The sequence below is a fragment of the Mycolicibacterium monacense genome (assembly GCF_010731575.1).
Classification (GTDB): Bacteria; Actinomycetota; Actinomycetes; order Mycobacteriales; family Mycobacteriaceae; genus Mycobacterium; species Mycobacterium monacense.
Genome location: NZ_AP022617.1, coordinates 1477920 through 1493259 on the forward strand (window position 1 = coordinate 1477920; position 15340 = coordinate 1493259).

The following is a 15340-nucleotide window of genomic DNA, read 5'->3' on the forward strand; positions in this document are numbered from 1 at the left end:
ACGAAGGCCGTAGAGATGCAGAGGGGGAGCGGACGGAGCACGCCGAGAAGTGCTGAATCTTCGAAACCATCGATTTTCACTCCGTCCCGAGACTTCCGTATCCCGTTCCAGAAGAGGTTTGTACACGTGGTCGATGCACCGGTCACTCCCATCGCCGTCATCGGAATGGCCTGCCGGCTGCCGGGGGGAATCGACTCTCCCGAGCGGTTGTGGGAGGCCCTCCTGCGCGGCGACGATTTCGTCACCGAGGTGCCGCTGGACCGCTGGGATGCCGACGAGTACTACGACCCCGAGCCCGGCGTGCCGGGGCGGTCGGTGTCGAAGTGGGGTGCCTTCCTCGACGACGTGGCCGGCTTCGACGCCGAGTTCTTCGGTATCAGTGAGCGGGAAGCCACGGCCATCGACCCGCAGCACCGACTGCTGCTCGAGACGGCCTGGGAGGCCGTCGAGCACGCCGGGATCGACCCGGCGGCTCTGCACGAATCACTGACCGGTGTCTTCATCGGGATGACGCACGGTGACTACCAACTCGTCGCCGCCGACGCCAACGCCATCGAAGGGCCCTACGGGTTCACCGGCAACAACTACAGCCTCGCCTCGGGTCGTATCTCCTACGCCATGGGTCTGCACGGACCCGCGTACACGGTCGACTCCGCCTGCTCGTCGAGCCTCCTGGCGGTCCACATGGCCTGCCGCAGCCTGCACGACGGTGAAAGCGATATGGCGCTCGCCGGTGGCGTCTCGATCATGCTCGAGCCGCGCAAGATGTCCTCCGGTTCGGCGCAGGGCATGCTCTCGCCCACCGGCCGTTGCCATGCGTTCGACGTCGACGCCGACGGGTTCGTCTCCGGTGAGGCCTCGGTCGTCCTCATGTTCAAGCGGCTCGCGGACGCCCAGCGCGACGGGGACCGCATCCTGGCCGTGGTCAAGGGATCGGCGGCCAACCAGGACGGCCACACCGTCAACATCGCGACGCCGTCCCGCAACGCGCAGGTTTCGGTCTACCGGGCGGCGCTCGCCGCTGCCGGGATGGATCCGGCGACGGTCGGCATGGTCGAGGCGCACGGCACCGGAACCCCGGTCGGCGACCCGATCGAGTACGCCGGCCTCGCCGAGGTGTACGGCATTGATGCGCCGTGCGCGCTCGGATCGGTGAAGACCAACTTCGGCCACGGACAGTCGGCGTCGGGCGCCATCGGCCTGATGAAGGCGATCCTGTCGCTGCAGCACGCGACGGTGCCACAGAACCTGCACTACACCCGTATGCCCGACGAGATGGCGCGGGTCAGCACCAACCTGTTCGTCCCGCAGGAGATCACCCCGTGGCCGCGCGGTGAGCAGCCCAGGCGCGCCGCGGTCTCCTCCTACGGGCTGTCCGGCACCAACGTGCACGCCGTCCTCGAGCAGGCCCCGGAAGCTCCGGCCCCGGTCGTCGAGCCGACCGACAAGGCGATGCTCTTCCCGCTGTCGGCGACCTCGGCCGAAGAACTGCGGCGCACCGCCGCACGCCTGGCCGACTGGGTGGACGCCCAGTCCGACGGGGACCTGCGCGATCTCGCCTACACCCTGGCCCGCCGGCGTGGACACCGCCCGGTGCGCACCAGCGTCAGCGCCGCCACCCGCGAAGAGCTCATCAAGGCGCTGCGAGAGATCGCCGACGGCGAGACGCCCTACGAGCCCGCGGTGGCCAAGGGTGAGCGCGGTCCGGTCTGGGTGTTCTCCGGTCAGGGGTCGCAGTGGGCCGGGATGGGCAAGGGTCTGCTGGCCACCGAACCGGTGTTCGCCGCCGCCGTGGCCGAACTCGAGCCGCTGATCGCCCGCGAGTCGGGTTTCTCGGTCACCGAGGCGATGTCCGCACCGGAGAAGGTCACCGGGATCGACCGCGTGCAGCCCACGGTGTTCGCGGTCCAGATCGCGCTCGCGGCCACCATGAAGTCCTACGGGGTGACCCCCGGCGCGGTGATCGGACACTCCATGGGGGAGTCGGCCGCGGCCGTCGTCGCCGGCGGCCTGTCGTTGGAGGACGGCGCCAAGGTGATCTGCCGCCGGTCCAGGCTGATGGCGCGCATCGCCGGATCCGGTGCGATGGCCTCGGTGGAACTCCCTGCGCAGCAAGTGCTTTCAGAACTCGCCGCCCGCGGCATCAGTGACGTGGTGCTCTCCGTGGTCGCCTCGCCGCAGTCCACCGTCGTCGGTGGCGCCAAGGAGTCCATCCGCGAACTCGTCGCCGAGTGGGACGCGCGCGGTGTGATGGCGCGTGAGGTCGCCGTCGACGTGGCGTCGCATTCGCCGCAGGTCGACCCGATTCTCGACGAGCTGACCGAGGTGCTCGAGGACATCGAGCCGATGGAGCCCGAGATCCCGTATTACTCGGCCACGCTTTACGATCCGCGTGATCCGGCCGAGTTCGACGCCTACTACTGGGTGGACAACCTGCGGCACGCCGTGCGGTTCTCCGCGGCCGTGCAGGCCGCGCTCGAGGACGGGTTCCGCGTGTTCGGCGAACTCGCCCCGCACCCGCTGCTGACCCACGCCGTCGACCAGACCGGCCGCAGCCTCGACATGAGCCTCGCCGCCCTGGCCGCGATGCGCCGTGAGCAGGAGTCGCCCGACGGTCTGCTGAGCTTCGTCGCCGACGTCCACAACGCCGGTGGCGCAGTGGACTTCTCGGTGATCTTCCCCGACGGGCGTCTCGTCGACGCGCCACTGCCCACCTGGACCCACGTCCACCTGATGCTGACCCGCGACGGCCAGGAGCAGACGCAGGGCGGTTCCACGGTGGCGGTGCACCCGCTGCTCGGCGCGCACGTCCGGCTCCCGGAGGAGCCGGAACGCCACGTGTGGCAGGTCGACGTGGGCACCGTCGCCCAGCCGTGGCTCGGCGACCACCAGGTGCACAACGTCGCGGCGCTGCCCGGTGCGGCGTACTGCGAGATGGCGCTCGCCGCGTCACGCACCGTCTTCGGCGATTCGGCCGAGGTCCGCGACATCACGTTCGAGGCCATGCTGCTGCTGGAGGACCAGACACCGGTCTCCTCGGTCGCCACCGTGAAACGGCCCGGGGTGGCCGACTTCGTGGTCGAGACCTACGACGAGGGTGCCGAGGTCCGGCGGGCCACCGCCGTGCTGCACGGTGACGACACCGCAGAGGCGCCGGCCGCCTACGACGTCGACGAACTGCTGACCGCCCACCCCGAACGCCGCGAGGGCGCCGACCTGCACAGCTGGTTCGCCGAACGCGGGATCTCCTACGGGCAGGCGTTCTCCGGTCTGGTCGCCGCCCACACCCGCGACGACGGCGGCAACACCGTCCTCGCCGAGGTGGCGCTGCCCGGTTCGATCCGCTCGCAGCAGGGCGCCTACGGAATCCATCCGGCGCTGCTGGACGCCTGCTTCCAGGCCGTCGGCGCACACTCCGCCCTACATGCGGACGTCACCGGAACGCTGATGCTCCCGCTCGGCGTGCGCCGGCTCAGCGCGCACGCCTCCATGCGCAACGCGCACTACTGCTACGTCACGGTCACCAACGTGAGCGCCGCCGCCGTCGAGGCCGACATCGAGGTGCTCGACGAGGACGGCGCCGTCCTGCTCACCGTCGAGGGGTTGCGTCTCGGCAGCGGCGCCACCGCGGGCGGACACCGGGAGCGCCTGCTCAACGAGCGGCTGCTCACGATCGACTGGCGTACCCAGGACCGGCCGGAGGCCGACCATGTGGACGCCGGCCGCTGGCTGCTGATCGCCACGTCGACCGATGCGCAGCCTGAGGCCGCCCGGTTGTCCGACGCACTGAGCGGTGCCGACGCCCATGTCACCACGATGGTGTGGCCGGTCGAGCAGGCCGATCACGCCGCGACCGCCGCTCACGTGATCGACCGCCTCACCGCCGACCACCACAGTGGTGTGGTCGTGGTGACCGCGCCCGTACGGACAGACGCCGCACCGGCGCAGGGCGCCGACCAGGTCCGCCACCTGGTCCGCATCGCGCGTGAGCTGCCCGAGGTGCCCGGCGAGCCGCCGCGGCTTTTCGTGCTGACCCACAACGCGCAGACAGTGCTGGCCGACGACGTCGCCAACCTCGAGCAGGCCGGGCTGCGTGGTCTGATGCGGGTGCTCGCCATGGAGCATCCCGCGCTGCGGCCGACCCAGGTCGACCTCGACCCCGCCACCGATGCCGCGGCCCTCGCCGCGCAGCTGCTGTCCGGTTCCGAGGAAGACGAAACCGCTTGGCGCGGTGGCGATTTCCACGTCGCACGGCTGGCGCTGAGCCCGCTGCGCCCCGAGGAGCGCCGCACGACCGTCGTCAACCACGAAACTGACGGCATGCGGCTGCAGATCCGCACCCCCGGCGACCTGGAGTCGCTGGAACTGGCCGCGTTCGACCGCGTCCCGCCGGGACCTGGTGAGATCGAGGTCTCGGTGACGGCGTCGAACCTCAACTTCGCCGACGTGCTCGTCGCCTACGGCCGCTACCCGAGCTTCGAGGGCCGGCTCCCGAAGCTGGGCGCCGACTTCGCCGGTGTGGTCACCGGCGTCGGCCCCGGTGTCACCGAACATCAGGTGGGGGACCGGGTCGCGGGGATCTCGGCCAACGGCGCATGGGCCACGTTCGTCACCTGCGACGCCAACCTCGCGGTCAAACTGCCCGCCGGTGTGCCCGAGGACCGGGCCGCCGCGGTGCCCAGCGCGCATGCCACCGCCTGGTACGGCCTGCACGACCTGGCGCGCATCGGGGCGCGCGACAAGGTGCTGATCCACTCCGCGACCGGCGGTGTGGGACAGGCCGCGGTCGCGATCGCCAAGGCCGCGGGCGCGGAGATCTACGCCACCGCCGGTAGCCCGGAGCGACGGAAGATCCTGCGGGACATGGGGATCGAGCACGTCTACGACTCCCGCAGCACCGCCTTCGCCGACGAGATCCGTGAGGATACGGCCGGCTACGGCGTCGACATCGTGCTGAACTCGCTGCCGGGCGCCGCGCAGCGTGCGGGTCTGGAACTGCTCTCCTTCGGTGGCCGTTTCGTCGAGATCGGCAAGCGTGACATCTACGGCGACAGCAAGATGGGCCTGTTCCCGTTCCGGCGCAACCTGGCGTTCTACGCGGTGGACCTGGCGCTGCTGACCCTGACCAACCCGGACATCCTGCGCCGCCTGCTGGAGACGGTGTACCAGCAGATCGCGGACGGGGTGCTGCCGCTGCCGGAGACCACGCACTACCCGCTGGCCGACGGCGCGACCGCGATCCGCGTCATGGGTGCGGCCGGGCACACCGGCAAGCTCGTACTCGACGTCCCGCACACCGGACAGAGCACCGCCGTGGTGCCGCCGGAGAACGCCGAGGTCTTCCGCGGCGACGGCGCATACGTCGTCACGGGCGGCATGGGCGGGCTGGGCCTGTTCCTCGCCGAGAAGATGGCCGCGGCGGGCTGCGGCCGGATCGTGCTCAACGGCCGCTCGGCGCCGAACCCGGCGGCGACCGCCGCGATCGACCGCATCCGCGCCGGTGGTACCGAGGTCGAGGTGTCGCTGGGTGACATCGCCGATCCCGCCACGGCAGATCGTGTGATCGCCGCGGCGACCGCCACCGGCCTGCCGGTGCGCGGTGTGCTGCACGCCGCCGCCGTGGTCGAGGACGCGACGCTGCCCAACATCACCGACGAACTGATCGACCGTGACTGGGCGCCGAAGGTGCAGGGCGCCTGGAATCTGCACGCCGCCACCCTGGATCAGCCGCTGGACTGGTTCTGCTCGTTCTCGTCGGCTGCCGCGATGGTCGGTTCGCCGGGACAGGGCGCCTACGCCGCGGCCAACAGCTGGCTCGATGCGTTCACCCACTGGCGCCGGGCCCAGGGGCTGCCGGCCTCCGCGATCGCCTGGGGTGCCTGGGCGGAGATCGGCAAGGGGCAGGGGATGGCCGAGGACACCGCGATGGCGATCCTGCCCGACGACGGTGCCGACGCCTTCGACGCGCTGCTGCGCCACAACCGCGGTTACTGCGGCTACGCACCGGTCGCGGGTGCCCCGTGGTTGACGGCGTTCGCGCAGACCAGCAAGTTCGCCGAGGCCTTCGCCTCGATCGGCCAGGGCGGCACGGGCACCAGCGCATTCCTCACCGAACTCTTCGAACTGCCGCAGGAGGAGTGGCCGGGCCGGCTGCGCAAGCTGGTCGCCGACCAGATCGGCCTGATCCTGCGCCGGTCGGTCGACTCGGACCGGCCGTTGTCCGAGTACGGGCTGGACTCGCTCGGAACGCTGGAGGTGCGCACCCGCATCGAGAACGAGACGGGCATCCGCATCGGATCGACCGACATCACCACGGTGCGGGCACTGGCCCAGCGTCTCGCCGACACGCTCGCCGGTGATTCGGGCACATCGAGTTCGTCGTGAGGACAGCTCACATGGCGTCGACGAAGTCGCCCGGGAACACATACGAAGCACGGGAGGTCTGATGGTTGCCATCAAAGCGATCCATGACTGGACTGGCGCCCCGGGTACGCTCGTGTCCTGGAATCCGTCGGCGACGTCGCTGGCCAAGATGCAGGATGCCCCAATCAGCCCGGTGCCGGTGAGTTACCAGCAGGAGCAACACATCCGGGGTTACCGCAAGCATCTGTCGCAGGGTACGGACATGGCCCGGTTGAACATCCCGGCCTGGGACATGCCCGGCCAGTGCGACCTTCGGGCGATGACGCACGTCATCAATGCCTACATCCGTAGGCACGACACCTACCACAGCAGGTTCGAGTTCACCGAGGCCGGCGAGGTGGTGCGACGCACGATCCGCAATCCCCGTGACATCAAGTTCGTGCCGACCCAGCACGGCGAGATGACCGCAGACCAGTGGCGCCGTCACGTGCTGTTGACCCCGGATCCGTTGCAGTGGAACTGCTTCGGTTTCGGCATCATCCAGCGCGCGGACCACTTCACGTTCTACATCAGCGTCGACCACGTGCACACGGACGCGATGTTCATGGGGCTGGTGCTCGTCGAGATCCACATGATGTACGCCACGCTCGTCGGTGGCGGGGCGCCGTTGAAGCTGCCCGATGCGGGCAGCTACGACGACTACTGCCTCCGGCAGCGCGAGTACACCGACTCGTTGACGCTGGAGTCGCCCGAGGTGCAGGACTGGGTGCGGTTCGCCAAGAGCAACGGGGGCACGCTGCCGCACTTCCCGCTGCCCCTCGGTGATCCGGCCGAACCCTGCTCCGGGGAACTGCTCACCGTGCGACTGCTCGACAAGCACCAGGGCGAGCGGTTCGAAGCGGCCTGCAACGCCGCCGACGCGCGGTTCATCGGTGGCGTGTTCGCCTGCGCGGCATTGACCGATCACGAGTTCACCGGCGACTCCGACTACCACATCATCACCCCCACCACCACCCGGCGCACTCCCGAGGAGTTCATGACCACGGGCTGGTTCACCGGTCTGGTGCCGGTCACGGTGTCGGTGGACCGCAACAGCTTCGGGGACACCGCCCGTTCGGCGCAGAAGTCCTTCGACTCCGGCCTCGACCTGGCGCACGTGCCGTTCGAGCGGGTGCTCGAACTGGCCGAGTCGGTGGGCGTCCGGCCCGCCGATCCGGGCGTGCCGATGGTCTCCTACCTCGATGCCGGCCTCCCGCCGCTGTCGCCGAGCGTCATCGCCCAGTGGGAGGGCATGAACGGCAAGGTCTACAGCGACGCGCGCGCGGCCTTCCAGGTCGGGATGTGGGTCAACCGCACCGAGCGGGAAACGACTGTGACCGTGGCGTTCCCGGACAATCCGATCGCCAGGGAGTCGATCACCCGTTACCTGCAGGTGATGATGTCGTGGTACCTGCGGGTGGCCGACGGTGGCGCGGCGGGACCGCTGGCCGGTCGGCACGGGGCCGCCGTGCGGCGCCGCGACGAATTGGTACCCGTAGTCGGAGGTTGATGTTGTCGACGCAGATCAGGCCGGCGCGGGCCCGATCGCTCAGGTCTTTTCGCGCTGACGCGACCAAAGTCGAGGAGCGGCCCGACGATCGCCTCTCGTATCTGGACCAGGCGCTGTTCCTCGGCCTGCGGGCGACCGGACAGGCCGCTGTCATGCAGTGCGTGTGGGTCTACGAGCACGCCGTGGATTTCGAAGGGTTGCGGCGCTTCCACCACAACTTCGGATACGGGCTGGCGGGCCGGCGGATCGAACCGTCACCGCTGCCGTTCGGCAGGCACCGCTGGGTGTCCTCGCTCGGTCCGCCCTCGAGTCTGGACATCGAGCAGACCCCGCGTCCGCGTGCGGAATTGAGCGACTGGATCGACGAGCACGCCCAGTTGCCAGTCGACCCGCAGTGGGGTCCGGCCTGGCATATGGGCGTGCTGCCGATGACGGACGGGTCCACCGCGATCAGCCTGGTGGGTTCGCACTGCATCGGCGACGGCGGGGGCGCGCTGCTGACCGTGTTCAACGCGGTCACCGGTAACACCCCCGACCTCGGCTACCCGATGCCGGGGGAGCGCACCCGGATGCGCGGGCTGGCCGCCGACGCCCGCCAGACCGTGCGCGACGCACCGGAGATCGGCCGGACGCTGGTCGCGGCGGCCAAACTCGCCTACCGCAAGCGCAAGGATTTCGCCCGCAAGGGCAAGGGCGCGGTCGAGACGCCGCTGCGCGACGAACACGTCGTGGTGCCGTCGGTCACGTTGTTCGTCGACGGCGACGAATGGGATGCGCGGGCCGCGGCGCTTGGCGGCAACAGCTATTCGCTGCTGGCCGGGTTCGGGGCCACGCTGTCCGAACGGATGGGCCGCCAGCAGCCCGGCGACGGTTTCGTGCCGTTCATCATCCCGATCAACGACCGCACGCTCGAGGACACCCGTGCCAACGCGGTGAAACTCGCCAACGCCCGGATTGATCCCCGCGGGGTGACCGAGGATCTCGCACCCGCGCGGGCAGCGATCAAACAGGCGCTCAAGACGATGCGCGAGGAGCCCGACGAAACGCTGGCGCTGCTGCCGCTCACCCCGTTCATCCCCAGACGCGCCGTGAAGTCGACAGCCGATGTGGCGTTCGGCTTCTCGGATCTGCCGGTGTCGTGTTCGAACCTGGGCGACCTGCCGCCCGACATCGGGCGGATCGACGGATCCGACGCCGAATACGTGATCCTGCGCGGCGTGGACCAGTTCATCCCGCGCTCGGTGCTCGAACAGCGTCGCGGGTTGCTGACCGTGATCGGCGCACGCGTCGGCCACAAGATGATGATCGCGGTTATCGCGTACCAGCCCGGCGCCACGAACACCAAACCCCATCTGCGCGAACTGACCACGGCGGCGCTGGGCGACTTCGGCCTGACGCCCGCGGTGATCTGAGGGGGTTGTCGATGGCGATCCAGATGCGCCCAGCGACGCTGAGGGCCGGGCGGGGCGAGGACGGTGGGCTCCGCGACGACCACCTGGCCTACATCGACCAGGCGGCGTACCTGCAGCAGCGCGCCACCGGCGTCGGCAAACTGGCGCAGGCGGTCTGGGTGTACGAGCACCCGCTGAACATGGACGCGCTCAAGAGGTTTCACGCCAACCTCGACCACAGTCTGATCGGCAGGCGGGTCGAGACGTCGGTGCTGCCGTTCGGTCGGCACCGGTGGGTGAGTGCCGAGGGCGCTCCGATCGCGGTCTCCGCGCCCCGGTCCCGCGCCGACCTCAGCGACTGGATCGACGAACGGTCGGCCGTGCCGATCGACCCGGAGATCGGGCCCAGCTGGCATCTCGGCGTACTGCCCATGGACGACGGTTCGGTCGCGATCAGCCTGGCGGCATCCCACGTCGTCACCGACGGGATCGGGCTGCTGCGCTCGATCGCCGACGCGGCCGAGGGACGCACCCGTCACCTCGGATACGCCCCTGCCCGTTCACGATCCACGTTGACGGCGCTGCGCGCCGACCTGCGCCAGACCGCCAGGGACATGCCCGAGGTCGGGCGCACCGTGGCCGCAGCGGCCAAACTGGCCTACCGGCGGCGCCACGAATTGCGGCAGCCCGCTTCGCCGCGCGCCGCGGCGGCGACGGTCGCCGAAGGCGGGAAACCGGTGATCATCCCCGCGATCACCGCGTTCATCGACGCCAAGCACTGGGATTCCTGTGCCGAGATGCGAAACGGCACCACGTATTCGCTGCTCGCCGGGTTCGCGGCGCGGTTGGCCGAACGCACCGGCAGGCACCGCCCCGACGACGGCGCGGTGTCGTTGTTGATCGCGATCAGTGAGCGCACCCCCGACGACACCCGCGCGAACGCGGTGGCGATCACCAATGCGTGCGTCGATCCCGCCCGGGTGACCGCGGATCTCTCGGAGAGCCGCATCGCGATCCGGCAGGCGATCACGACGCTGCGCGAGGTCCCCGACGAGACGTTCGCCCTGTTGCCGCTGAACCCGTTCGTGCCCAAACGCGCCGTCAAACGCGCCGCCGACATCATGTTCGGCGACCTACCGGTGTCGTGCTCCAACCTCGGTGAGATCGACCCCGCGGTGGGCCGGGTGGACGGCACCGACGCGGAGTACTTCATGCTGCGCGGCGTCGACCAGAACCTGACCCGCGAGCAGATCGAGCGCGCCGGTGGACAGCTCGTGGTGGCCAGTGTCCGGCTGGGCGACATGATCTCGCTCGGCATCGTGTCCTACGAACCGGGCCGCACCAACACCAAGCGCCGTCTGCGCGACCTCACGACGCTGACGCTGGCCGAGTTCGACCTCTACGGCGAGATCGTCTGACCATGTCGGCGCTCCTGACGCGCCGCATCTTCGAGAAGGTCGGCCGCGGTACCCACACTCGAGGCCGGTTTCGTCATCGCTGCGGCGACCTCGCGTGCGCGCTCGACGTATCGCGGTCCCAGCACCCTGCTCAGGGCGCGACGCAGCGATTTGCGTGTGGTGGACGAGAACCGTTGGTAATCACCCACACCGAGGTGTTTGACCCGCGAACCCCAGATCGGTTGTTCGGCACCCACCCACAGCACCAGCGTGGGAACACCGGCGCGGACACCGGCCGCCGTCGTACCCGCGCCACCGTGGTGAACCACGGCGCGGCACAACGGGAAGACCGCCGCGTGGTTGACGCTCCGCACGATCTTCACGTGCGCAGCGTGCGGCAGTTCGTCGACGTCCCACACTCCCGAGCAGATCAGCGCCCGCTCGCCGAGATCGGCGCACGCCGCTTCTATCATCGCCACCGCGTCGGCGGGCGACTTCACCGGCATGCTGCCGAATCCGAAGTAGACGGGCGGTGTCCCGGCGGCTGTCCAGGAGACCACATCGTCGTCGGCGTCGGTGTTCTTCTCGAGGGTGATACCGCCGACCAGGGGCCGCTGCGGACCCCACTCCTCGGCCAGTCCGGGAAAGAAAACCCGGTCGTAGGCCTGGATTTCCAACGCGCCGTCGTCGAGCATGCGACGCACCGCGCGGGTGCTCGCCGGAGGCAGGCCCAGCTCGCGCCGTTGCTCGTCCTCGGCCTGTTTGAGCACCCGCCAGTGCGCCCACTCACCGACGGCCCAGACCGGGCCGACCACCGCGGACGGCACGGGTACCGGCAGCGACTTGGTGCTCGGGCGCACCGGGAAGTAGTGCAGCGCGGCCAGCGGGATAGCGTGCGCCGCAGCCACATTGGCGGCGAGTTCCTGGTACGTCGTACCGGTGAGGATCAGGTCGGCGCCGTCGGCAAGCGCGTCGAGCGAACGGCTCATCTCCGCCCATCCCTCGACGACGTACTCGCGCGCTTCGCGCAGCACCGTCATCGGGTTCCGCAGCCGGTACCACTCGCGGAAGATGTCCGCGTCGAGTTGTTGCTGCGAATCGACGCCGTAGGACACCGGGACACCGAGTCCGCATTCCTCGACGAAGGATATGAGGTTGGGCGGCACGGCAGTCCGCACCTCGTGCCCGCGCCGGGCGAGTTCGAGCCCGACGGCCGCACAGGGTTCGACATCGCCACGGGTGCCGTGGACGGCCACCACGAATTTCACGGGCGCCCGCTTCGGGGGCCGGCGTGTAACGACCAGAAGAGCACACCCGATTACAACACGGATCGTGTTGTGGACTGTTTCCGTGGGTGCTCGGCGCAGAGACCGGCGATGTGCCCTGAGCGCAACTGCGTCAGGGGTTTTGATCTTGTGAGCCGTGTAGCGTGAAAATCATGTTCGATCGCACCAAACTCCGTGGTGCGTTTGCAGACGGGGGACTCCCGCAGCTCGGGCGGTTCATCGTCCGTCATCCCGTCCTCATCATCGTCGCGTGGGTCGCGGCGGCCGCGGTGCTGTTCCTGCTGATCCCGCCGCTGGCCGTGGTGTCGCAGAAGAACCCGCCGGAGTTCCTGCCCAAAGACGCGCCGGTCATGGTCGACAGCAAGAAGATGAGCGATGCCTTCAAGGGGGCCGAGGAGACCAACACCAGCAACCTCAACGTCGTCATCCTCAGCAACCCGAACGGGTTGTCTCCCGACGACGAGCAGACGTACGAGGAGCTCGTCGAACGTCTGAAGGCCGACGAAGAGCACGTCATCTCCACACAGGACTTCGTGACGACTCCCCAACTCCGGGAGGTGATGACCAGCAAGGACGGCAAGGCCTGGAATCTTCCGGTGAGTCTCGTCGGCAGCATGGGCACTCCGAAGGGGCAGGCCGCGTACCGCGCCGCCGGCAAGATCGTCAAGGAGACGACTGCCGACACCACTCTGCAGGCCAACATGGTGGGCGCCGCGGCGACCCTCGAGGACATCAACGCCATCGGTGCGCGCGACCAGCGGGTCATCGAGATCGCCACGGTGGGAACCATCTTGACCATCCTGCTGGTGGTCTACCGCAGCATCATCGGGATGCTGATCCCGTTGCTGACCATCGGTCTGGCGCTGGGCGTGGCCAACCAGGCGGTGGCCGGACTCGGCGAACTCGGACTCGGGCTGGGCCCGCAGACCATCGTGCTGATGACCGGCATGTTGATGGGTGCGGGCACCGACTTCTCGATCTTCTTCTTCAGTCGCTATCACGAACTCGTCCGGGAGGGAATGGAGTCCGACGACGCGATGATCGGCGCGCTGGTCACCATCGGCAAGGTCGTGGCCGGGTCCGCGGCCACGACCGCGATCGCGTTCCTCGGCCTGGCATTCACCACCCTCGGGGTGTTCGCCACCGTCGGCCCCGCCCTGTCGGTGACCATCGCGATCGGCTTCCTGGCGTCGATCACGCTGCTGCCGTCACTGATCGTGCTCGCGGGGCGGCGGGGCTGGGTCAACCCGCGCAAAGACCTCACCGGGCGGTTCTGGCGCCGCTCCGGGATCCACATCGTGCGCAGGCCGGTCGTCCATCTGGTCGGCAGCCTCACCGTGCTCATCGCGCTCGCGGCGTGTGCCGGGTTCATCAAGTTCAACTACGACGACCGCAAGGCGCTGCCGGCCGATTCCGAGAGCAACCGCGCCTATCAGGCGATGGACGATCACTTTCCGATCAGCACCACGATGCAGCAGTTCGTGGTGATTCACGCCCCCGATCAGGATCTGCGCTCTCCGCGGTCACTTGCCGTCATGGAGCAGATGGCGCAGCGCATCGCCGCGCTGCCCGACATCGACATGGTGCGCGGGATCACCCGGCCGACGGGGGAGATGCTCGAACAGGCCAAGGCCACCTACCAGGCCGGTGAGGTGGGCGGCAAACTCGACGAGGCGTCGACCCTGATCGAGGACAACGACGCCAACCTCAACCGGCTCAGCGGTGGCGCCCACCAGCTCGCCGACGTGCTCGACGAGATCCGCGACGGGGTCGTCGGTGCGGTCGGCAGTGTGCGCGGGCTGGCGGGGGCGCTGGACGACATGTCGCGTAAGTACGGCGGCGCCAAGACCCTCGACGAGATCGACCGCACGGCGCGGCTGGTCACCAACATGCGTGACCTCGGCAATGCGATCGGTGTCGACGTCAACCGGATGACCGACATCTACGCGTGGGCCGATCCGGTGCTGCGGTCCCTGGACACCAGCCCGACGTGCGATGCCGATCCCGAATGCGTCCAGTCGCGCGAGGACATGCGCCGCATCGTCAGCACCCGTGAGAGTCCATACCTGAACAGCATCTCCGATCTGGGCAGCCAGTTGCAGAACACCGAGGGCTACCAGACCCTCGACGAGACCATCCAAGGGCTGAGCAAGAGTCTGAAGACCGCGACGGCGGCGGCCCGGGAACTCGGCCTCGACGAGCCGAACGGTGTGCAGAACAAGATCCGGGAGGTCACCCAGGGGGCGAATACGCTGGCCGATTCGAGCCGCCAACTCGCCGAGGGTGTTCAGCTGCTGGTGGATCAGACCAAGAACATCGGTGGCGGTCTGGACCAGGCGTCGGATTTCCTGCTGGCGATGAAACGCGATGCCTCCGAGCCAAGTCAGGCCGGTTTCTACATCCCGCCACAGATCCTGACTCAGCCGGAGTTCAAGAAGGCGGCCAACCTGTTCGTCTCGAAGGACGGACACACCGCGCGCTATCTCGTGCAGACCGCGCTGGATCCATTCGGAACCGAGGCGATGGACCAGGTCGATGACATCGTCGGCGCCGCCGAGGGGGCGAGGCCCGACACCACGCTGGCGAACGCGGACATCTCGATGGTGGGTTTCTCGCCGGTGCAGAGCAACCTGCGGGAGTACTACAACGGCGACATCCGGTTCATCATCGGCTTCACGCTGCTGGTGGTGTTCCTGGTCCTCTGCCTGCTTCTGCGCGCAGTGGTCGCGCCGATCTATCTGGTGGCGTCCGTCGTACTGTCCTATGTGTCCGCGATCGGCATCGGGGTGCTGTTCTTCCAGTTCATCCTCGGACAGGAACTTGCCTGGACCGTCCCGGGTATGGCGTTCTTGGTGCTGGTGGCCGTCGGCGCCGACTACAACCTGTTGCTGATCGCCCGAATACGCGAGGAGTCCCGTGACGGGATTCGCACCGGCATCATCCGCACCGTCGGTGCCACGGGCGGCGTGATCACCTCCGCCGGGCTGATTTTCGCGGCGTCCATGCTGTCGCTGACGGTCAGCAGCATCGGTACCGTCATCCAGCTCGGGTTCGTCATCGGCGTCGGTCTGCTGCTCGACACGTTCATCGTGCGCACCATCACGGTGCCCGCCGCCGCGGTGCTGATCGGCAACGCGAACTGGTGGCCGACGAAACCGAAGTACGAGAAGCGGGTGCCACGTGCCGATGTGGCCGACGCGGTCACCGCCCCGCTGCTGCCGCGCAGTCCGCGGGCACGGGTGAGGCAGCGTCTCGCCGAAATCACCCAGGAGTACCGCGCGCTGCGGGAGGATCGCCCGCCGGAGCAGGTGCCAGAGGCGACAGCTCGCACCGATGTCTAACATCTTGTTTCCA

Annotated in this window: 6 protein-coding genes; 5 read left to right on the forward strand and 1 reads right to left on the reverse strand. The window is 68.7% G+C overall.

Features of this window, described 5'->3' with window-relative positions:
- The first annotated feature begins 126 nt into the window (after positions 1–126).
- The 4 genes from pks2 to G6N49_RS07070 all read left to right on the forward strand — a co-directional run bounded on the left by pks2 (position 127) and on the right by G6N49_RS07070 (position 10721).
- Positions 127–6384 (forward strand): sulfolipid-1 biosynthesis phthioceranic/hydroxyphthioceranic acid synthase, encoded by a 6258-nt coding sequence (gene pks2 / locus G6N49_RS07055; protein WP_083045080.1) that lies wholly within the window; start codon positions 127–129, stop codon positions 6382–6384.
- 61 nt (positions 6385–6445) lie between these two features.
- A complete protein-coding gene (locus tag G6N49_RS07060) occupies positions 6446–7912 on the forward strand; it encodes a condensation domain-containing protein (RefSeq protein WP_011768276.1) in 1467 nt (488 codons plus the stop codon).
- Complete coding sequence (locus G6N49_RS07065; RefSeq protein ID WP_011560510.1) at positions 7912–9324, forward strand: hypothetical protein; 1413 nt, start codon at positions 7912–7914, stop codon at positions 9322–9324. Before G6N49_RS07060 ends, G6N49_RS07065 begins: the two co-directional genes overlap by 1 nt.
- Before the next feature lie 11 nt (positions 9325–9335).
- Positions 9336–10721: a condensation domain-containing protein gene (locus G6N49_RS07070; protein WP_011856000.1), complete on the forward strand. Its 1386-nt coding sequence runs from the start codon at positions 9336–9338 to the stop codon at positions 10719–10721.
- Here the strand turns inward: G6N49_RS07070 and G6N49_RS07075 are convergent.
- Positions 10703–11968, reverse strand: a complete 1266-nt coding sequence (locus tag G6N49_RS07075) for a glycosyltransferase (RefSeq protein WP_011560508.1) — start codon at positions 11966–11968, stop codon at positions 10703–10705. The two genes, G6N49_RS07070 and G6N49_RS07075, sit on opposite strands and share 19 nt — an antisense overlap.
- A 170-nt stretch (positions 11969–12138) precedes the next feature.
- Here G6N49_RS07075 and G6N49_RS07080 point away from each other — a divergent pair, with 170 nt between their 5' ends.
- On the forward strand, positions 12139–15327 hold the full coding sequence (locus G6N49_RS07080) for an MMPL/RND family transporter (protein WP_064872551.1): 3189 nt from the start codon (positions 12139–12141) through the stop codon (positions 15325–15327).
- Positions 15328–15340 lie beyond the last annotated feature (13 nt).

Coding starts and splice junctions, on each gene's coding strand:
- G6N49_RS07065 (WP_011560510.1), top strand. CDS start 7,912: ATGTTGTCGACGCAGATCAGGCCGGCGCGGGCCCGATCGCTCAGGTCT.
- G6N49_RS07080 (WP_064872551.1), top strand. CDS start 12,139: ATGTTCGATCGCACCAAACTCCGTGGTGCGTTTGCAGACGGGGGACTC.
- G6N49_RS07070 (WP_011856000.1), top strand. CDS start 9,336: ATGGCGATCCAGATGCGCCCAGCGACGCTGAGGGCCGGGCGGGGCGAG.
- G6N49_RS07060 (WP_011768276.1), top strand. CDS start 6,446: ATGGTTGCCATCAAAGCGATCCATGACTGGACTGGCGCCCCGGGTACG.